The organism is Micromonospora sp. WMMC273 (assembly GCF_027460285.1).
Lineage (GTDB): Bacteria > Actinomycetota > Actinomycetes > Mycobacteriales > Micromonosporaceae > Micromonospora > Micromonospora aurantiaca.
The window spans coordinates 1,059,813-1,079,434 of record NZ_JAPZBE010000001.1 but is presented as its reverse complement, the minus strand read 5'-3'; the positions used below and the strand labels follow the sequence as shown (position 1 = coordinate 1,079,434).

Annotated in this window: 19 protein-coding genes; 3 read left to right on the top strand and 16 right to left on the bottom strand. The window is 72.4% G+C overall.

Annotation, left to right across the window (positions count from 1 at the left end; translation table 11 throughout):
* Position 1 precedes the first annotated feature (1 nt).
* The 6 genes from O7611_RS05260 to O7611_RS05235 form a co-directional block, all read right to left on the bottom strand.
* Positions 2–1,249, bottom strand: coding sequence for a M50 family metallopeptidase (locus O7611_RS05260; RefSeq protein WP_194799749.1), 1,248 nt, complete (start codon positions 1,247–1,249; stop codon positions 2–4).
* A complete protein-coding gene (dxr, locus tag O7611_RS05255; protein WP_269696296.1) occupies positions 1,246–2,460 on the bottom strand; it encodes a 1-deoxy-D-xylulose-5-phosphate reductoisomerase in 1,215 nt (404 codons plus the stop codon). Before dxr ends, O7611_RS05260 begins: the two co-directional genes overlap by 4 nt.
* A 129-nt stretch (positions 2,461–2,589) precedes the next feature.
* Positions 2,590–3,378, bottom strand: coding sequence for a Uma2 family endonuclease (locus tag O7611_RS05250; RefSeq protein WP_194799747.1), 789 nt, complete (start codon positions 3,376–3,378; stop codon positions 2,590–2,592).
* Positions 3,379–3,491: 113 nt separating this feature from the next.
* On the bottom strand, positions 3,492–3,965 hold the full coding sequence (locus O7611_RS05245) for a YcxB family protein (RefSeq protein ID WP_194799746.1): 474 nt from the start codon (positions 3,963–3,965) through the stop codon (positions 3,492–3,494).
* A 75-nt stretch (positions 3,966–4,040) separates the two neighbouring features.
* Positions 4,041–5,270 (bottom strand): PP2C family protein-serine/threonine phosphatase, encoded by a 1,230-nt coding sequence (locus O7611_RS05240; RefSeq protein ID WP_194799745.1) that lies wholly within the window; start codon positions 5,268–5,270, stop codon positions 4,041–4,043.
* A gap of 62 nt (positions 5,271–5,332) precedes the next feature.
* Positions 5,333–5,878 carry a GNAT family N-acetyltransferase gene (locus O7611_RS05235; RefSeq protein ID WP_269696295.1) on the bottom strand — a complete coding sequence of 182 codons (546 nt, stop codon included), beginning with the start codon at positions 5,876–5,878 and terminating at the stop codon, positions 5,333–5,335.
* A gap of 51 nt (positions 5,879–5,929) precedes the next feature.
* Here O7611_RS05235 and O7611_RS05230 point away from each other — a divergent pair, with 51 nt between their 5' ends.
* Complete coding sequence (locus tag O7611_RS05230; protein WP_194799743.1) at positions 5,930–6,772, top strand: YhjD/YihY/BrkB family envelope integrity protein; 843 nt, start codon at positions 5,930–5,932, stop codon at positions 6,770–6,772.
* A gap of 10 nt (positions 6,773–6,782) precedes the next feature.
* On the opposite strand, the gene O7611_RS05225 is transcribed toward O7611_RS05230, so the two are convergent.
* On the bottom strand, positions 6,783–7,952 hold the full coding sequence (locus O7611_RS05225; protein ID WP_194799742.1) for an alkaline phosphatase PhoX: 1,170 nt from the start codon (positions 7,950–7,952) through the stop codon (positions 6,783–6,785).
* Positions 7,953–8,056: 104 nt separating this feature from the next.
* Complete coding sequence (locus tag O7611_RS05220) at positions 8,057–8,476, bottom strand: ribosomal protein L7/L12 (protein WP_194799741.1); 420 nt, start codon at positions 8,474–8,476, stop codon at positions 8,057–8,059.
* Positions 8,477–8,600: 124 nt separating this feature from the next.
* On the opposite strand from O7611_RS05220, the gene O7611_RS05215 reads away from it, so the two are divergent.
* Complete coding sequence (locus tag O7611_RS05215; protein ID WP_194799838.1) at positions 8,601–10,199, top strand: phytoene desaturase family protein; 1,599 nt, start codon at positions 8,601–8,603, stop codon at positions 10,197–10,199.
* Between the two features lie 4 nt (positions 10,200–10,203).
* On the opposite strand, the gene O7611_RS05210 is transcribed toward O7611_RS05215, so the two are convergent.
* The gene (locus O7611_RS05210) at positions 10,204–10,842 is read right to left on the bottom strand and encodes a TMEM175 family protein (protein ID WP_194799837.1); all 639 of its coding nucleotides are present in this window, start codon (positions 10,840–10,842) and stop codon (positions 10,204–10,206) included.
* Between the two features lie 108 nt (positions 10,843–10,950).
* Positions 10,951–12,531, bottom strand: coding sequence for a Rieske 2Fe-2S domain-containing protein (locus O7611_RS05205; protein WP_194799740.1), 1,581 nt, complete (start codon positions 12,529–12,531; stop codon positions 10,951–10,953).
* 248 nt (positions 12,532–12,779) lie between these two features.
* Between O7611_RS05205 and O7611_RS05200 the strand changes: the two genes are divergently transcribed.
* Positions 12,780–13,004: a hypothetical protein gene (locus O7611_RS05200; RefSeq protein WP_013284612.1), complete on the top strand. Its 225-nt coding sequence runs from the start codon at positions 12,780–12,782 to the stop codon at positions 13,002–13,004.
* 79 nt (positions 13,005–13,083) lie between these two features.
* On the opposite strand, the gene O7611_RS05195 is transcribed toward O7611_RS05200, so the two are convergent.
* From O7611_RS05195 to tsf, 6 genes are all read right to left on the bottom strand, one after another.
* A complete protein-coding gene (locus tag O7611_RS05195) occupies positions 13,084–14,283 on the bottom strand; it encodes a DivIVA domain-containing protein (RefSeq protein WP_194799739.1) in 1,200 nt (399 codons plus the stop codon).
* Between the two features lie 22 nt (positions 14,284–14,305).
* Positions 14,306–15,451 carry a 23S rRNA (adenine(2503)-C(2))-methyltransferase RlmN gene (rlmN, locus tag O7611_RS05190; RefSeq protein ID WP_135243775.1) on the bottom strand — a complete coding sequence of 382 codons (1,146 nt, stop codon included), beginning with the start codon at positions 15,449–15,451 and terminating at the stop codon, positions 14,306–14,308.
* 104 nt (positions 15,452–15,555) lie between these two features.
* Positions 15,556–16,881 (bottom strand): phosphatidate cytidylyltransferase, encoded by a 1,326-nt coding sequence (locus tag O7611_RS05185; RefSeq protein ID WP_194799738.1) that lies wholly within the window; start codon positions 16,879–16,881, stop codon positions 15,556–15,558.
* Between the two features lie 254 nt (positions 16,882–17,135).
* Complete coding sequence (frr, locus tag O7611_RS05180) at positions 17,136–17,693, bottom strand: ribosome recycling factor (protein ID WP_013284608.1); 558 nt, start codon at positions 17,691–17,693, stop codon at positions 17,136–17,138.
* Between the two features lie 86 nt (positions 17,694–17,779).
* Complete coding sequence (pyrH, locus tag O7611_RS05175; RefSeq protein ID WP_013284607.1) at positions 17,780–18,547, bottom strand: UMP kinase; 768 nt, start codon at positions 18,545–18,547, stop codon at positions 17,780–17,782.
* Positions 18,548–18,704: 157 nt separating this feature from the next.
* On the bottom strand, positions 18,705–19,532 hold the full coding sequence (gene tsf / locus O7611_RS05170) for a translation elongation factor Ts (RefSeq protein ID WP_030269902.1): 828 nt from the start codon (positions 19,530–19,532) through the stop codon (positions 18,705–18,707).
* Positions 19,533–19,622: the final 90 nt, after the last annotated feature.

Genomic DNA, 19,622 nt, shown 5'->3' with positions numbered 1-19,622 from the left:
CTCACCTTGAGAAGAGCGTGATGGGGTTGATGACATCGGCGGTGACCGTCAGCAGCGTGAACGCGCCACCGATCAGGATCACCGCGTACGTGAACGGCATGAGTTTGAGGTAGTCGACGCGCCCCGGATCGGCACGGCCGATGCGCGCGTAGAGCCAGGACCGCGCCCGTTCGAACCAGGCGATGGCGATGTGGCCGCCGTCCAGCGGGAGCAGCGGCAGCAGGTTGAACACGCCGATGAAGAAGTTCAGCGACACGAACAGCATGAAGAACACCAGCCAGGCGTTGTTCTCCACGGCCTCGCCGCCGAGCCGGCTGGCGCCGACCACGCTGATCGGGGTGTCCACGTCGCGCTCGCCGCCGGTGATCGCGTTCCACAACGCCGGCACCTTCTGCGGGATGCGCTGCATGGCGTGCGCGGTCTGCACGGCCATCGTGCCGGTGAAGTCGGCGGTGGCGCCGAACGCGGCGACCGGGCCGTACTCGACCCGGGTCGGGGTGGTGGGCGAGAGCGCCACGCCGAGCGCGGAGACCGCCGAGGCGGCGCCCTTCGGGTCGTCCAGCGGCGGACGCTGCACCGAGGCCAGGTCGACCCGCGCCTCGTCCGGCTTGCCGTCGCGCACGAAGGCGACGGTGGCCGTGCCGGGCGGAGTGGCCCGGACCACGTCGAGCATGTCGCCCCAGGTCGAGACCGGCTTGCCGTTCACCGCGGTGATCCGGTCGCCGTCCTTGAGCTGGGCCTTCTCGGCCGGGCTGGCCGGGTCGCCGGACTCGCAGGCGCGGGCCGCGTTCTCCACCACCACGCACGGCGCGATGGCGATCACCGCCGGCTCGGCCCGGAAGCCGGCCTCGGTGCTGGGGAACTTCGGATTCGGCAGCCCCACCGACACCGCGATGATCCAGAGCGCGATCAGGGCCAGGGCGAAGTGGGTGATCGAGCCCGCGGACATCACGATCGTCCGCTTCCACACCGGGTAGCGCCACATGGCGCGCTTCTCGTCCCCCGGCTCGACGTCGTCGTCCTGCGGCGTCATTCCGACGATCTTGCAGAAGCCGCCGAGCGGGATGCCCTTGACGCCGTACTCGGTCTCGCCCCGCTTGAACGACCACAGGGTCGGGCCGAAGCCGACGAAGTAGCGGGTGACCTTCATCCCGAACGCCTTGGCGGTCAGCATGTGCCCCGCCTCGTGCAGGCTCACCGAGATGAGGATCGCCAGGGCGAACAGCACCACCCCGAGCAGATAGCTCATCGAGCTCCTTCCACCGACCCGACGATGATCTCCTGGGCGTGCGCCCGTGCCCACGACTCGGCGGCGAGCACGTCCTCGACGGTACCTGGTTCGTCGAAATCGGGTGCGTCCTCCAGCACCCGCTGGAGGGTGTCGACGATGCCGAGGAACGGCAGCCGGCCCGCGACGAACGCGGCCACGCACTCCTCGTTCGCCGCGTTGTAGATCGCCGGGCGGCAGCGCCCGGCCTCGCCCGCCGCCTTGGCCAGCGCGACAGCCGGGAACGCCGCGTCGTCGAGCGGGAAGAACTCCCAGGTGTGGGCAGTGGTCCAGTCGACAGCCGCGGCGGCGCCGGGCACGCGGTCCGGCCAGCCGATACCGAGCGCGATGGGCAGCCTCATGTCCGGCGGGCTGGCCTGGGCCAGGGTGGAGCCGTCGGTGAACTCGACCATCGAGTGGATCACCGACTGCGGGTGGACCATCACCTCGATGTCGGCGTACGGCACGTCGAACAACTCGTGCGCCTCGATCACCTCCAGCGCCTTGTTGACCATCGTGGCGGAGTTGATCGTGACGACCGGGCCCATGTTCCAGGTCGGGTGTGCCAGCGCCTGCTCCGGCGTCACGGCGGTCAGCTCGTCACGCCGCCGCCCCCGGAACGGGCCGCCGCTGGCGGTGACCACCAGCCGCCGTACCTCGCCCCGGACGCCGCCGCGCAGGCACTGCGCCAGCGCCGAGTGCTCGGAGTCCACCGGGACGATCTGCCCCGGTCGCGAGACGGCGGCCTTGACCAGCGGGCCGCCGGCGACGAGGGACTCCTTGTTGGCCAGGGCGAGGGTACGACCGGCGTGCAGCGCGGCCAGCGTCGGCGGCAGGCCCAGCGAGCCGACAACGCCGTTGAGCACCACGTCACACGGCCACTGCGCCAGCTCGGTCATCGCGTCCGGCCCGGCCACGATCTTCGGCAGCTTGAAGTCGCCGGTGGCCCAGCCGCGCCGGCTCGCCTCGGCGTAGAACGCGAGCTGAAGATCCTGCGCGGCGGACGCGCGGGCCACACCGACCGCCTCCACGCCCAGCTCCAGCGCCTGCGCGGCGAGCAACTCCACGTTGCCGCCACCCGCGCCGAGGGCCACCACCCGGAAGCGGTCCGGGTTGCGCTTGACGATGTCGATGGCCTGGGTGCCGATCGAGCCGGTCGAGCCGAGCAGCACGAGATCTCGGGGAGTGGTCACCGGACCATTGTTCCCCAGCGCCTCACCCCGGTTCGTCCCGGAGTGCCCGGCGACATGATCGACTCCACTTCGCCGAGGTGGCGGCATCCCAGGCGCCGCGATGCCACCACTTCGGCGAACTGGTGTCAATCACGCCTGCGGCGCCTCCTCGTCGAGCAGGTCGGCCGGGTCGACGCTGAACTCGAACGGCTGCCGCATCACGAACGTCGTACCGGCGGCCGCGGCCGCAAGCGGCCGGTACTCGCCGTCGACCAGTTCGTAGAGGGCAAGCGCCGGCACCCGGTTACGCAGGTCGACCCGGAGGAAGTACGGCACACCGGCGGTCGCGTACTCCCGCGGCCTGTCGATCACGCCTGACGGCGCGATCTCCCCCACCAGCAGCGCGTCCTCGATTGTGACGGCGCGGAGACCACCGGCCGGGTGTCGCAGCACCGCCAGATCGGGAATGAACAGGTCGTCAGCGGAGACCAGGTTGACGGACCGGCAGCCCCACCGGCCGGCGGCCCGCGCCGCCCTCCCGATCAGGTACGCGAGATGGAGATGCGCCGTACGCCGGTCGACGCCGCTGCCCGGCGTGACGATCACACAGCCGCGCAGCACCTCGATCCTCGGGCCGTTGTTCTCCGGCAGCAGGTCGAGTGCCGCCGCGGCCGTCCAGGGCTGGTCAAGGCACCCCAGAAGATCCAACGACCTACCGGACGAGTCGCGGTCAGGCCGGTCCCGATGCCGCGAGGCGTCGAGGTCGGCAAGGAGAACCTCCAGTTCCTCGTCCGACCCGATCAGGTCCGGACGAGCCAGATCGTCGAGGCTGGTGACCGGCTCGGCACCTTGGCGGCGTGCGAGTTCGCCGGCCGGGACGGCAGCCGTGCCGGGCAGGACGGGACTCCGCTCCGCGTCACTCGACGTGCCTCCGCTCACCGAAGACACCCTTTCTCCTCGACCAGGCCGAGCCGGATGCTCGGAGTCGAGCTTCACCCGTTCTCGTGCCGTCGCTCGCACAGATGGTGCGTCCCGGTGGCGAACCGACGCGCTCAGACGAGCAAGGTCCGGTCGTGGAGGAAGGCGAGAACGTCCTGTCTCTGCTGCGGCGTGAGTTCTGCCAAGGGCACGATCAGCGCTCGCCCTCCCGACAGTCGCACCAGCAACTGGCCGTGGACCTGTTCGACGGCGGACACGGCGGACCACCACACCAGCGTGTGGCCCTCCGGGCTCTCGCACCGCAACCCCTCGTCCGAGAGGTTCCAGCGGGCCGCAACGGAGCCCCACTGCCAGGCCGCCCCCACCGCACGGTGCAGCATCACGGCCGGGGCGAGGAACCAGCAGAGCACGGCCCCACCCGCCAGCGCAGCGGCGACGAGGCGGGGCTCCACGACGAGCGTGAAGACCGACAGCAGCGCCAGCGTGCCGCCCACCCATCGATAGGGCAGGACCACGCCCCGCAGGAGCCGGCGCCACGCCACGGTGAACGGCCCCCGCTCGGGCGCGGCCTCGAACTCGATCAGCACGACGTACGGTAAACCGCGCCCACGCCCGGCGATCTCCGCCGAACGGTCAGGCGGGGCTGTCGCTGCGGGATGAGGCTACGGGGACGCGATCGTCCCGTCGGGCGCGGTGAGGTGCTCCAGGTGCTCCAACGGCAGGTGCGAGGGCTGCCACTCCAGGAACAGCGCGGTGGCGTCGTCGTCGAGCTGGTCCTGCTGGTAGGCGAGGACGGCGCGCACCAGCCGGCGCATCGTCTCCGGGCTGGGCAGCCGCTCGTTGAGGGCACGCTCGACGAAGTCGACGAGCCGGTCCAGCCCGAACCGTTCCCCGTCGTCGCCCCGGGCGTCGGTGATGCCGTCGGTGTAGGCGAGGATGCGGTCACCCGGGTGCAGCGCCTCCTCGTGCGCCCGCGGGCGCCGCGTCGACAGGTTGCCCAGCCCGAGCGGCAGCGCGGTCGGTCCGGGCAGTGCCCGGACGGCCTTGCCGTCCCGCAGCAGCATGGCGCCGGGGTGGCCGGCGTTGATGGTCCGCAGCACGCCGGTCCGCCGGTCGAGTTCGGCGAGCAGCGCGGTCGCGAACAGGCCGGGGTGTTCGGAGCGGACCCACCTGTCGATGCTGATCGCCGTGTCGACCAGGTCGAGACCGGTACGCCGGGCGTTGCGGTACGCGCTGACCACGAGCGAGGCCATCGCGCTCGCCTTGATCCCGTGCCCACAGGTGTCGAAGAGCCCGACGCTGAGCACGTCACCGTTGAGCGCGTAGTCGAAGATGTCCCCGCCGACGTCGTAACACGGTTCGAGGATGGCGGTGATCACCAGCTCGTCCGTTGCGAAGGTCAGCGGCGGCAGCAGCCCCCACACGGTCTCGGCGGCGACCTGCATCGGCAGGCGGCGGCGGATCCGTTCCACGACGTCGCCGTAGAGCCGGCGGTTCACCAGGACCTGAGCGACGGCGACCGCAACCTCCCAGGCCGGCCGGTCCAGCGCCGGGTCGCCGGCGCGCGACGACACGATCTCCAGTGCCCCCAGCCGTTCGCAGCCGAGCAGCAGGGGCACCCAGAGCCGGTCCGGGCGGTCGGGAGCGCGCTGCACCTGGAGGCCGGTGAACGCCCGGCCGGCCAGCGTCGTCTCGATCGTGAGTTCGTCCCGAGGCGCGCCCGCGCCGACCAGGGGCACGAGCGAGGACTGCGTGTAGTCGGCCAGGTAGATCACGATGTCGGTGGCCCCGATGGCGGGCGCGACCCGGTTCACCAGGAGCGACAGGTCGTCCGGACCGCCCCGGGCGGCGTGGAGGTGCAGCCAGCGCGCTGCGTCGCCACCGTCGACCATCCGTGCCTCCCCCGTGTCCCCACCACCGTAGGAGGCCGAGGGCGAACTGCCAACGGCACGGCTCAGGCCGGACGTTCCAGGACGAACGTTTCAACCTCGGCACCGCCGTACCAGTCGGTGCGCACGCCCACGTGCGTCATGCCGAGGCGCCGGGTCACCGCCATCGACGGGTCGTTCCCGGCCATCACCACCGCGTACACCCTCGGGGTGCCGGTGGCGAACTCGCGTTCCAGCACCGCGCGGGCCGCCTCGGTGGCGTAGCCGTTGCCCTGGGCGTCGGGGTGCAGGTGCCAGCCGACCTCGATGTCGTCGGTCAGCGTGACGCCGTCGCGTCCCGGCAGCGGCTTGAGCAGGATGCTCCCCGCCACCGGTCCGCCGTCGCGCGGCTCGATCGCCCACAGGCCCCAGCGACCGTCGTACGGCGCCCAGCGCTCGTGCCACATCCGGACCCGCTCGCGCGCCTCGGACGGGTCGGTCATCCGCCCCTTGCCGCCGCCCAGCCAGCGCATCACCTCGTCCCGTGAGTAGATGTCGTAGATGCGGGCCAGGTCGTCCGGCGACTCGGTCCAGTCGCGGAGCACCAGCCGGTCGGTCGTGGCGATCGTCATGCCGCCGGATCGTAATGCGTGGCGCGGTGGCGTACGGGGAACGAGAGGGCGATGGGCGACGGGTGGGAGCGGACCAAGCGGATCACGGCTGCGGCGTTCCGGCCGGTCCGCGGCCGGGACCTGTCGCTGCACGCCGCCGCGATCACCTTCTACGGCGCGATCGCCGTGGTGCCGGTGGCGCTGCTGGCGATCTGGCTGACCGGGCTGCTCGCCGGGGCGGACCGGGTGCGGCGGCTGACCGGGTACGCGATCGACACGCTACCCACCGAGATCGGCGCCCACCGGGCGGCGGCCGCGCTCGTCGAGGCCGGGCTGGGGCTGACCCCGCTGCTGGCGCTGGCGTCGCTGCTGCCTGCCTCGCTCTACGGGGAAGGACTGCGCCGCGCGTTCGTCTCGGTGGCCGAGCCGCGCGCCGAGTCCGGTGCGCTGGTCGGCTGGCGGGGGCGTCTGCTACTGCTCCCGCTGCTGGCGCCGGCCCCGGTGCTGCTGCTGTCGATCCTGCTCGGGCTGCCGATGACCACCCGGCTGGTACGCCAGGGCGGCTGGATCGGCGCGCTCGGCGTGGTGCTGTCGTTCCTGGCGGTGTGGCTGGTGCTCACGCCGGTGTTGATCTGGGTGTTCCGGGTGGTCGGCCCGGCCTCCCCGGACTGGCTCGTCACAGTGGGCCTGGGCTCGTTCACCGCGGCGAACCTGTCCGGCTTCCTGCACGGGTTCGTGCTGTTCTGCTCGCTGCCGCTGGACCTGGGCGTGCCGTTCGGCGGGTTCGACGAGATCGGCGGCGGCGTGGCGGTGCTGCTGTGGCTCTATCTGTTCCACGTGATCGTGCTGTCCGGCTACTCGGCGACGCTGGCGGCGAGCCGGTGGCGGGCCGCCCGGGTGGCGGCCCGCGCCTGACGGCTGCAGGTCAGCGCCGGAACGGGCCGCGCACCTCGTACGTGATGCCGCCGGTCCCGGCCCGGGCGCCGCTGGTGCCGCGCTGCGAGGAGAAGTAGAGCCGGCTGCCGTCCGGCGAGAACGCCGGCCCGGTGATCTCCGACTCGGACTGCCCGAGCAGCCGCAGGAACGGGGTCACCACACCGGCGGGCGTGATCACGTTGATCTCCATGTTGCCGCCGTCCTCGGCCACGTAGAGGTCACCGCCGGCGGTGCCGGTGATGTTGTCGACGCCGGTGAGCGGCGCGGCTCCGGCCGGCACCAGCGAGTCGTCGTACGCGAGGTCGAGCCGCTGGTTCACCGCGTCGTACGCCCACACGCGGTTGTCCCCCTTGGTGGTGAACCAGCAGGTGTCGTCGGCGTACCAGCAGCCCTCGCCGCCGTCGAACGTCTGCGCCGCGGCGACCTGGTAGCGGGTGGGCACCGGGAACCCGTCGCGGTCCGGCAGGTCCCGCCAGGTGACCGGCCCGGTCACCTGGCCGTCCGGGGCGCAGAGCACCTGCACCTTGCCGGTGCGCAGGTCGCCCCAGGTGTCCGGGACGAACCGGTAGAAGCAGCCGTCCCCCTCGTCCTCGGTCAGGTAGACCACCCGCCGCACCGGGTCGCAGGCCGCCGCCTCGTGCTTGAAGCGGCCCATCCGGGTCCGTTCCTCACCGGCCCGGCCGCCCTCCGGCCAGGTCTCGAAGACCCGACCCAGCGGCACCTCCTCGCAGGACAGCCACGTCCCCCACGGGGTCGGCCCGCCCGCGCAGTTGACGTTCGTGCCGCCGAGGATCCGGTACGCGGCGGCGATCGCGCCGTCGGCGGCGAACCGCACCGCCGAGGCGCCGCCGACGAGCGGCACCTCCGAGTTGGAGACGTAGATCCAGCCGTCGCCGGACGGGAAGCAGGCGCCGCCGTCGGGCGCGGGGTGCCAGGTGTACGAGGTGCCGGCGACCCGCTGCCCGGACCGCGCGATCACCCGGCTGGTGAACCCGGCCGGCAACTGGAGGGCGTTGGCGTCGGCGGCCAGCAGGTCGCCGTACGGGCCGGGACCGGGCTGGGCGGGCTGGGCCGGGGCGGCAGCGGCGGCCCAGAGACCACCGGCGAAAGCGGCGGCGCCACCGACGGCTGTGGCACGCAGGACGGTACGACGATCCATCGGGGATTACCTCCCGGAGGCGGTGGGTGTCCCGTCGACGGTAGGACGGAAATGCATCGACAACTGCCACTATAGGGTGAACGCCCGGTGACGGCCGTCCGGCGTCAGAGCCCCTCGACGTACCGCTTCGCGTCGGCGAGCGACATGTGCGTGTGCTCCCGCACCACCTTGATCGCCTGGATCTTCTTCCCCTGGTACAGCAGCCGCGCGGCCTCGGCCCGCACCGAATCGTCGACGCCCCTTCCGGGGGCCGGAGGGCCGGGCGACCAGGTTCCACCGGTCGCCAGCGCGTCCACCGCCCGCTTCGCGTCCAGCAGCGACAGCCCGGTCTGCTCGCGCAGCACCTTGACCGCCTCGACCGTACGCCCCGCGCGGGCCAGCCGGAGCACCTCGGCCTGCCCGTCGCCGGCCGGGCGATCAGGGGCGACCAGGTCCCGGGGACGGTCGCGCCGCAGCACGAGCAGGAGGAGGAGCACCACCACGACGAGCGCCACCGCGAGCGCGATCTGGACAGCCGGGGACATGCCGGGAACGGTAGCGCCCCAGGGCGAACCCTCCCGCAACAGCTCGCCCGCCGCTACGCTCCGCGGCATGAGCGAACGCACCGAGCGAAGCGAGGGCCGTGAGCGCATGCCCAGCCGGCACGCCATGAGCGACGCGAGTGAGCTGTCGTCCCGCGCCGACGTCGTGGTGGTCGGCGCCGGGCACAACGGCCTGGTCTCGGCGATCCTGCTGGCCCGCGCCGGCCTGGACGTGCTGGTGCTGGAGGCATCAGGCGTGATCGGCGGGGCGACCCGCACCGAGAACCCGTTCCCGAAGGTGCCGGGGCTGCGTCACTCCACCGGGTCGTACCTGCTCGGGCTGATGCCGCCGGAGCTGCTGGCCACGCTCGACGTGACCATCCCGGTGCTACGCCGCGACCCGCACTACTTCCTGCCCACGCCGGGCGGGCTCGGTTCGCCGTACCTGCTGGCCGGCAGCGACGTGGCGGCGAGCCGGCGGCAGCTCGCGGAGATGTTCTCCCCCGCCGACGTCGCCGCCGACGACGCGCTGCACGCCGAGCTGGCCCAACTGCGGGAGGATCTCGCCCCGGCGTGGCTGGCCGAGCCGCTGCCGGTCGAGGAGACCGCCGAGCGTTACGTGCGGCCCGCGCTGCGGCAGGTCTTCGTCGACCTGGTCCGCGGCTCGGTCGCCGACCACCTGGCCCGCTTCGACTTCCGCTCCGAGCTGCTGGTCAGCATGTACGCGGTCACCGACGGCCTGTCCGGGCTGAACGCCGGACCGGACGACCCCGGCACCGGGCACAACTTCCTGGTGCACAACATGTGCCGGCTACCCGGCGCGGACGGCACCTGGATGATCACCCGGGGCGGCATGGGTACGGTGTCCCGCACGTTCGCCGAGGCCGCCGTGCGCGCCGGGGCGCGGATCGTGGCCGACGCGCCGGTCACAGCGATCCGGCTGGCCGGAGGCGCCGCCGCCGGGGTGACGCTCGCCGACGGGCGGGAGGTGGACGCCCCTGTGGTGCTCGGCGCCTGTGACCCGTACCGGCTGATGGAGCTGCTGCCCGACGGCGCGCTCCCGGCGGAGCTGGGCGCGCGGATGGCGGCGGTCCGCCGCCCCGGCACCACGCTCAAGCTCAACCTGGCGCTGACCGGGCTGCCGCGCTTCTCCTGCCTGCCGACCGACGCGCCGAGCCCGTTCGGGTCGACGATCCACCTGCTGCCCGGCTCGGCCTCGCTCGTCGGCGACGGCGGCGAGTCGCCGATGGCGGCGCTGCGCGGCATGTGGGCGGACGTGCGGGCCGGGCGGCTGCCGGAGGAGCCGACGATCGAGTGGTACCTGCACACCACTGTCGACCCATCACTGTCCGACGAGGCGGGCCACCACTCGTCGGCGCTGTTCGTGCAGTCGGTCCCCTACGAGCTGGCCGGCACCACCTGGGAGGCGGCGCTGCCCGGCTACGTGGAGCGGCTGCTCGCGATCTGCGAGCGGTACGCCCCGGGCGCCGGTGACCTGGTCGCGGACGCGGTGCCGCTGCCGCCGCCCGGCATCGAGGCGCACTTCGGCATCACCGGCGGGCACATCCACCACGTCGACAACACTGTGTCGTTCACCGACCGGATGCCGTACGCGACGGGGGTGGACGGGGTGTACGCGGGCAGCGCCGGCTGCCATCCGGCGGGCAGCGTGATCGGCGCCGCCGGGCACAACGCCGCCCGCCGCATCCTCGCCGACCTGGGCTGAGTCCTCACGGCGTGTCGGGTGCCTCCTGACCGGCGGGCGGGAGGTCGCCCGGCCCGCGCACCAGGTAGACGCCGACCAGCAGCAGGTACGCCAGCAGGCTCAGCACCGGGTCGACGAACACGATCGCGAACGCGACCAGGTAGAGCAGCGGACCGAGGCGGAACCGGCGGGCCACCGCCCGCGCCAGCCTCGGGTCCAGGCCCGGTTGCAGCAGCCCGCGGCGGCGCGCCCACCACCAGCTCAGGTTGAAGAACAGCGCCTCACCGAGCACCACGCCCGCGTACAGCGCGGCGGTCAGCCGCTGGTCGCCGACGGTGCCGCGCAGGTTGTCCGCGAGCAGGTCGGCGGTGAACGGGATCGCCGCCACGAACATCAGCAGCAGCAGGTTCAGCACCAGCAGCATCTGGTCGACCCGGCGGACGTACCGCCACATGTTGTGGTGGGTCAGCCAGACCTGGCCGACGATGGCGAAGGTGATCACGTACGCCAGGTAGGCGCGCCACTCGTGCAGCAGCGCGGCCGGCAGACCGTCGTCCTGCGGCGTGTCCGGGTCGAACGACAGCAGCTCGACGGCCATCAGGGTGAGCACGATGGCGATGACAGCGTCGCTGAACGCCTCCACCCGGGAGGCGTCGCGCGCCATCTCGTTGCCACGCCCGAACCGGTACGCCGGTTCCCTGTCCGCACCCGTCACACCGCCCCCTCCCGACCGATGGTCGCGTGCCGAGGGCGGCGGACGGGGCGGAACTCGTCAGACGGCCGCTTCCCCGGCCGGCGCCGGGGTCTCCGCGTCGGCGCGGTGCGCGCGGATCTTGTGCCCGACACTGGTCAGGCAGCGCCCGCTGGCCAGGTCGAACTTCCAGCCGTGCAGCTGGCAGGTGAGCTGGTCGCCGTCGACGATGCCGAACCGGCTCAGGTCCGCCTTCAGGTGCGGGCAGCGCCGCTGCACCACCCAGCCGTCGAGCGTGATGTCCTCGGCGTCGACCGCCCGCTCGTGCTCGTCGTACCAGCCCTCGGCGTACTGGAGGCGTTCCTCGGACAGGCACTTGAAGAAGGCGTAGACGAACTCGTTGTACTGGCCGATGCGGGCCGCGGAGAAACGGCAGGACAGGAAGAGGGAGTTGACCCAGTCCACCTCGCCGATGTGCAGCAGGTGCTCGATCAGCGCCCGCTCGGTCCGGAACCGGTAGCGGACCTTCTCGTCCGCGTACGGCCGGACCTCCTTGCCCGGGAAGTCCACCACGATGGATTCGACCTCGGCGCCGTCGTAGCCGACCAGGTCGAAGCGGACCGGCCCGCCGACGCCCTTGGCCAGGTAGATCGACTCGTCCAGCAGCGGCTCGATCCGGCGCTTCATCTCACCCAGCACGTCCACCTCGGGGTGCCGCCAGGACGCCTTCTCCGCCTCGATGACGCCGCGCTTGCGCTCCCGCATCTCCTCCAGGTGGGCGACCTTGTTCGCGAAGAACTCCTCCACCGGCACCGGGTGCGTGGTGGTCGCGCCCTCGGTGGTGACCTCCGAGACGCTGCCCGGCAGCAGCACGATGCCGTTGGTGCCGCCGACCTTGGCATACTCGGCCAGGAACACCGACTGGTCGGGGAAGATGTTGCCCTCGTCGCCGAAGATGTCGTTGAACTGCCACAGCTCGTCGTCGAGGAAGCACGGCGGGCCGGCGATCGGGAAGACGTGGTCGGCCTTCAGGTCGTCGATGTAGCGCCAGGTGCGGTCGAACTGCCGGTCCCGCTTCTGCTTGCCGAACGCGGTCTTCGCCGCCTGCGGCAGCTCGTAGACCATCGGGTACCAGATCGCGCCGGAGAACTGGAGCATGTGCGCGTGCACGTGGCCCAGCTCGGCGAACACGCTCAGGTCGGTCGGGCGGGCGTCGTTCTGGTTGAGCAGCCGCACGCCGTCGTACTCGACCCAGAGCGACGAGTCGCCGATCGGGCCGTCGGTCGGGCTGGTCAGCGCCTGAATCATGATCTTCAGGCCGCCTGGTAGCTCCACGACCTGCTCGTTCGGGGCCTTGAGGAACTTGGTGAAGCCCAGTTCCCGGAACTCGTCCTCCATCTCCGAGGTGGGGAACTCGGGCAGCAGGACGGTGGCGTCCTTCGACACGAAGTCACGCAGGTGCTTCGCGTCGAAGTGGTCCCGGTGCAGGTGCGACACGTACAGGTAGTCGACCTGGCCGAGGGTTGCCCAGTCGAGCAGGGAGTTGTCCGGGAAGGGGAACCACGAGGCGAAGTAGGCGGGGTTGACCCACGGGTCGCACAGGATGCTGCCCGCGGCCGTGTCGATCCGCATGCTGGCATGCCCCGTACCGGTCACTCGCACCGCAGTCCTCCTCAAAAAGGCATCAAGGTGTACGTCAAGACGCTACCGGAGGCAGTGTGCTCGCCGTCCCGCGACGCCGGTAGTGGCCATCCGCCCCCACCGGTACGGGACCAACGACCCGGGCCGCGCCGCCCGCCCGCTGTCGCCCGCCCGGGTCATCCCCGGCACAGGAGGTCGGACCCTGCGCCGGGCCCGGTTGGGGCCGTGCCAGACTGATCGGAGATCCGATCGCGAGGGAAGGACCGACAGTGGCAGGAGACGAGCCGGTAACCGCGCCAGATCAGCACAAGCCCGGACACCGCAAGTCCGGACGGATCGGTGCGGTGCTGTCGGCGGTGGCTTTGGTACTGATGGCGCTCTGCGGGATCGAGGAGGGCCGGGTGGAGCACATCTGGCTGTTCGGGATCGCCGGACTGCTGATCGCCATCGTCATCGGCGACGCCGTGCTGCGCCGCAACGGCCTGCGGTCCTGACGCGCGGCGCCCACGGTAGTGCGCGAAGGGCCCGCCCCCTCACCGGGGGGCGGGCCCTTCGTCGTCTCGGGAGGCGGGGTCAGCGGCCGAGCAGGATGTCCTGCACGTCCTTGAGCGCCGCGTCGACCTCGGCCTCGAAGTAGCCACCGGGCACCAGCCCGAAGCGCAGCGTGTCGAGTTCCTTCGGGTTCACCGGCATCGGGTTGCGCCCCTGCATGCCGCCGAGCAGCGTCTCGAAGAACCGGTCGACCTGATCCGGGTCGTACCCGCTGCCGAACCGCCGGACCTGGAAGCTGCGCCGGATCTGGTCGACCCGGTGCAGGTCGCTGCCGGGCGGGCCGGCCATCGGCGGCCCCACCATCGGCGGACCGGCGACCGGCGGGCTCACGAGCGGCGGGCCGGTCATCGAGGGGCCCGGGCCGTAGCCCTGGTCCGGCGGCCCGTAACCCGGGTCCGGCGGACCATAGCCGGGCTCCGGTGCGCCGTAACCCTGCTGCGGCAGCGCCGGCGGGCCGCCGGGGCCACGACCACGCAGCTCACGCTCGGGCATGCGGATCTCGGCGGTCATGTCGGCACGGGCACGCCGACCGGCCTCGAACCCGTCGAAGCGCTCCTCCTGGCCGTACCCACCGGGACCGCTGTCCGGGGGACCGTAGCCACCCGGGCCGTTGTCCGGCGGACCGTACCCACCGGGACCGTTGTCCGGCGGGCCGTAACCGCCCGGGCCGGGCGGCAGGCCGCGCGGCGGCGGGCCGCCGTGCCCCATCGGCGCGCCCGGGCCCATCGGGCCGGGGCCACCCGGGCCACGGGGGCCGTCGTAGCCACCGCGCGGGCCGTCGTAGCCACCGGCGAACGCGCCGGTCGGCTCGTCGTAGCGGTTGCCGTACCGGTCGGCGGGCGGGCCGGGCTGGGCTGGCATCTGGCGGGGTGGCATCGGCGGCTGCGGCACCGGCGACATGCCCCGGTCGTCGCGCATCGGCGGGCCGAGCCGGTCGGCCATCCGGGGGTCGCCACCGCGCCCGGCCGGCGCGCCACCGCGCTCCTCCAGCTCGGCGAGCTGCCGCTCGACCCGGTCGAGGTGCAGGTCGACCTGCCACTCGTCGTAGCCGTTGAACCGGACCCGGAAGACGACGTCGTGGACCTCCTGGGAGGCCACGGGCGCGCCGATCGGCTGGCCGTCGAGTGTCGCCTCGACCCGGTCCAGGAAGGCGTCGACCTCGTCGACCTTGTAGCCCCGGCGGAGCGCCTTACGCCGGAAACGCTGACCCTGACTCGCCACTATGTCTCCTGGTCTCGTACCGCTACGCCGTTGCCGCGCGTGAGTCGCCGTCCGTGTCCCCGGCGGCGGCGAGCTGCCCACAGGCCCCGTCGATCTCGCGTCCCCGGGTGTCGCGCACCGTGGTCGACACCCCGGCGTCGCGCAACCGCCGGACGAACTCCCGCTCGACCGGCTTCGGGCTGGCGTCCCAGCGGCTGCCCGGAGTCGGGTTGAGCGGGATCAGGTTCACGTGGGCCAGCTTGCCGGCCAGTAGCCGCCCGAGCAGATCGGCTCTCCACGGCTGATCGTTCACGTCCTTGATCATCGCGTATTCGATGGACACGCGACGCCCCGTCGTGGCCGCGTAGTCCCACGCCGCGTCCAGCACCTCGGACACCTTCCAGCGCTGGTTGACCGGGACGAGTTCGTCGCGCAGCTCATCATCGGGGGCGTGCAGCGACAGCGCAAGGGTCACCGAGAGGTCTTCGCTGGCCAGTCGGCGGATCGCCGGCACCAGACCGACGGTCGAGACGGTGATGTGCCGCTGCGACAGGCCCAGTCCCTCCGGCGCCGGGGCGACCAGCCGGCGGATCGCCGCCACCACCCGCGAGTAGTTCGCGAGCGGCTCGCCCATGCCCATGAACACCACGTGCGACAGCCGCGGCGGCGACCCGGACACGGCGCCGGAGGCGGCCACCCCGGCCAGGTAGACCGCCTGGTCGACGATCTCGGCGGTGGACAGGTTACGGGTCAGCCCGGCCTGGCCGGTGGCGCAGAACGGGCAGGCCATGCCGCAGCCGGCCTGGCTGGAGATGCAGACGGTCACCCGGTCCGGGTAGCCCATCAGCACGCTCTCCACCAGCGAGCCGTCGTGCAGCCGCCAGAGCGCCTTGCGGGTCGCGCCGTCGTCGCAGGCCAGCTCGCGGACCGGGGTGAGCAGCGTGGGCAGCAGCTCACCCGCCAGCCGCTCCCGGGTCGCGGCCGGCAGGTCGGTCATCCGCTCCGCGTCGCGCACCAGGCGGCCGAAGTAGTGGTTGGAGACCTGCTTGGCGCGGAACGCGGGCTCACCCAGCTCGGTGACGAGCGCCTGCCGGCCCGGCAGGTCCAGGTCGGCGAGGTGGCGGGGAGGCATCGCGGGCCGGCGGCCGCGGGCGTCGGGGTCTACGGAGATCAGCGGAAGACTCGTCATGGCGCGTCCAGTCTGACACGCTCCCGCCCGGACGCACCCGTCCGTACGTGTCGAATCGCCCCCGGCCACCCGGCCCGCAGCGGGTCGCCGCCGTGACGCATGCCTCAGTTCACCACCGGAACGAAGACGGCGAGCAGCAGGTACGCCACCGGCACGGCGAACAGGATCGAGTCGAGCCGGTCCATCAGGCCGCCGTGCCCGGGCAGCAGGTTGCTCATGTCCTTGACGCCCAGATCCCGCTTGATCATCGACTCGGCGAGGTCACCGAGCACCGCCGAGACCGAGATCGCCATCCCGAACAGCGCACCCCACCAGGGGGCCACGTCGAACAACGCCCACAGCAGCGCCGCGCTGCCCGCCGCCGCGGCGGTCACCGAGCCGGCGAAGCCTTCCCAGGACTTCTTCGGGCTGATCGTGGGCGCCATCGGGTGCTTGCCGAACGACACGCCCGCGGCGTACCCGCCGGTGTCGGAGAGCACCACCGCCGCCAGCGTCACCAGCACCCGCAGGTGCCCGTCACCGGGCGCCGCCGCGAGCATCGCCGCGAACCCGGCGAGGAACGGCACGTACACCGCGATCAAGGTGGCCGCGGTCAGGTCGCGCTGGTAGTTGCCGGGCCCGTCGCCCAGCCGCCAGATCATCGTGCCCAGCACCGTGACCAGCAGGCCGAGGCAGAGCGCGTCGGGGCCCGCGTACCAGGCCAGGCCCACGGTGATCACGCCACCGGCGACCAGCGGCGCCAGCGGCGGGTGGGCGCCGCTGCGGCGTACCGCGCGGGCCATCTCCCAGATGCCGATCCCCACAGCGGTCGCGAGCACGGCGAGGAACGCCGGCATGAAGAAGAACAGCGGCACCACGACCGCCGCGCCGAGGGCCACCCCGACGCCGATCGCGGCCGGCAGGTTGCGCCCCGCCCGGGACGTCTTCGGCGCGGTGGTCGGCGGGCGCTCGGCGCTCGCCCGCCGGCGCCCCGGCCCGCGGCGGCCGGCCGGCGGCTCCGAGACGGGCTCGTCGCGTACCGCCGGGATCTGCTCGGTGGGCTCGGCACGCACCGGCGCGATCTGCGCGGTCGGGTACTCGTCGTCGCGGGCGGGCTCACCCCACGGCCCGTCGTGGTCCGGCCCGGCGGGCCGCCCGCTGTCGCCGGCCGGCGGTCCGTCGTACCGGCCCGGGCCGTCGTGGTGCCGCGAGGTCGTCGGGTACGGCCCGGCGTACGTGTCCGGAGCGGCATAGGTGTCCGGACCGGCGTACGTGTCCGGGCCTGCTCCGGGACGGGCGTAGGTGTCCGGCTCGGCGGGGTGGGTGTGCGCGGCCGGGCCGGGTCGCCAGGGGCCGGGTTCCAGGTCGGTGTCCGGCCAGGGCAGGGCCGGGGCGGCCGGGCGGTCCCAGCCACGCGACTCGGTGTTGCCGTAGGGGTCGGGGTGGGACATCACGCACCGGCAGCCGGTACGAGAGCCACCACATGACGCAAGACCAAGACCATCCCCTACCGGCGTGAGACTTCCTGTTTACCGACCGACGGCCGGGCGACTCCCGCCGTTCACCCCGTGGTGGTCGGGAATCGTGCCGAGCCTACTGCACCCGCCCCGGCCCCGAGGGTGTGCGCCGCCGGGCACGACGACGGCACCGGGCCGCCGCCCGGGCGGGCGACGGCGGCGCGGTGCCGTGCGAGGTACGCGGGTGCTCAGACTTCGAGCAGCTCGCTCTCCTTGTGCTTGACCAGCTCGTCGACGCCGGCGACGAAGCGCTGGGTCAGGTCGTCCAGCTCCTTCTCCGCGCGCCGGCCCTCGTCCTCGCCGACCTCGCCGTCCTTGACCAGGCGGTCCAGCTCCTCCTTGGCCTTGCGGCGGATGTTGCGGACGGCGACCTTGGCCTCCTCGCCCTTCTGCCGGGCGACCTTGATCATGTCGCGGCGCCGCTCCTCGGTCATCTGCGGCAGGACGATGCGGAGCTGGTTGCCCTCGTTGTTCGGGTTGGCCCCGAGGTCCGAGTCGCGGATCGCCTTCTCCATGGCGCCCAGCTGCGAGTTGTCGTACGGCTTGATGATGACCATGCGCGGCTCGGGCACCGCGATGGACGCCATCTGCGGCAGCGGGGTCGGGCTGCCGTAGTAGTCGATGACGATCCGGGAGAACATGGCGGCGTTGGCGCGTCCGGTACGGATGCCGCCGAACTCCTCCTTGGCGTGCTCGATGGCACGCTCCATCTTCTCCTCCGCCTCGAGGAGGGTGTCGTCGATCACCGGTCTCCTCGCCTCCTTCTGTCGCTCGTCGTGTGTGGTGCGGGTGCTGCCGTGGCAGAGGGACCGCTGCCGGTCCGGCGGGCCGGTCAGGCGGTGATCAGGGTGCCGATCTTCTCGCCCCCGACGGCCCGGACGATGGTGTCGTCGCCCTGGGCGCCGAAGACCAGCATCGGCAGGCCGTTCTCCATGCAGAGGCTGAACGCGGCGGCGTCGGCCACCCGCAGGTTACGGCGCAGCACCTCGGAGAAGGTGATCGAGTCGAGCTTGCTCGCGGTCGGGTCGATCCGGGGGTCGGCGGTGTAGACCGCGTCCACGCCGTTCTTGCTCATCAGCACCACGTCCGCACGGATCTCCAGCGCCCGCTGGGCGGCGACCGTGTCGGTGGAGAAGTACGGCATGCCGGCGCCGGCGCCGAAGATGACCACACGGCCCTTCTCCAGGTGGCGGATCGCGCGCAGCGGGATGTACGGCTCGGCGACCTGGGCCATCGTGATGGCGCTCTGCACCCGGGTCTCGATGCCCTCCTTCTCCAGGAAGTCCTGGAGGGCCAGGCAGTTCATGACCGTGCCCAGCATGCCCATGTAGTCGGCGCGGGCCCGGTCCATACCGCGCTTCTGCAGCTCGGCGCCGCGGAAGAAGTTGCCGCCGCCGACCACCACCGACACCTGCACGCCGCGGCGTACCACGGTGGCGATCTGGCGGGCGATGCCCTGCACCACGTCGGGGTCGACGCCGATCGCGCCGCCGCCGAAGACCTCACCGGAGAGCTTCAGCACCACCCGGCGGGACCGACCGGGCGGAGGGGCGGTCGGGTCCTCCGCCGCCAGGCTCCGGTCACTCACAACCTGCGTCATCCGCCCCGCCCCTTCTCCCCGCGCATCGCGCGAGCGTCGCGTACGTGCCCCTGCCGACCCTATGTGACGAGGAGGCCGCGGTGCCTGTCGCGTACACCGGCGGCCTCCTCGTCGACGTTCTCCCCTGTGCCCGGGCCGGACGGCCCGGTGCGGCGGCTCAGGCCTGGCCGACCTCGAACCGCAGGAAGCGGGTCACCTCGATGCCGGCGTCGGCCAGCACCTGCTTGACGGTCTTCTTGTTGTCGGCGACCGACGCCTGCTCCAGCAGGACGAAGTCCTTGAAGAAGGCGTTGACCCGGCCCTCGACGATCTTCGGCAGCGCCGCCTCGGGCTTGTTCTCCTCGCGGGCGGTCTGCTCGGCGATGCGCCGCTCGGACTCGACGGTCTCGGCCGGCACCTCGTCGCGGGTGAGGTACTTCGGCCGCATCGCGGCGATCTGCATGGCCACGGCGCGCGCGTCGGCGTCCGCCGCCTCGTCCGACTTGCCGGTGAACTCGACCAGCACGCCGACCGCCGGGGGCAGGTCCTGGCTCTTGCGGTGCATGTAGACCGCGGTGGTGCCGTCCAGCTTGGCGAAGCGGTTGAGCACCAGCTTCTCGCCGATCTTGGCGGACTGCTCCTGGATCAGGTCGGCCACGCTCTTGCCGTCGATGCTGCTGGCGAGCAGCTCCTCGGCGTTGGTGGCGCCGCTGGCCACGCCGTGCTCGACCAGCTGCTGGGCCAGCGCGATGAAGGCGTCGTTCTTGGCGACGAAGTCGGTCTCGCAGTTGAGCTCGAGCAGCGCCTGGCCGGAGTGGGCGATCAGGCCGTTGGCGGCGGTGCGCCCGGCCCGCTTGCCGACGTCCTTGGCGCCCTTGACGCGCAGGATCTCGACGGCCTTGTCGAAGTCGCCCTCGGCCTCGGTCAGCGCCTTCTTGGAGTCCATCATGCCGGCGCCGGTGAGGTCGCGGAGCTTCTTGACGTCCGCGGCGGTGAAGTTGGACATGACTCTCTCTTCGGTGTCAGTGAGGTGGTCTGGGGTGCTGGTTACCCGGTTCCGGGCCGGTTCTGCCCGGCGTACCCGTCGCGTCCCACC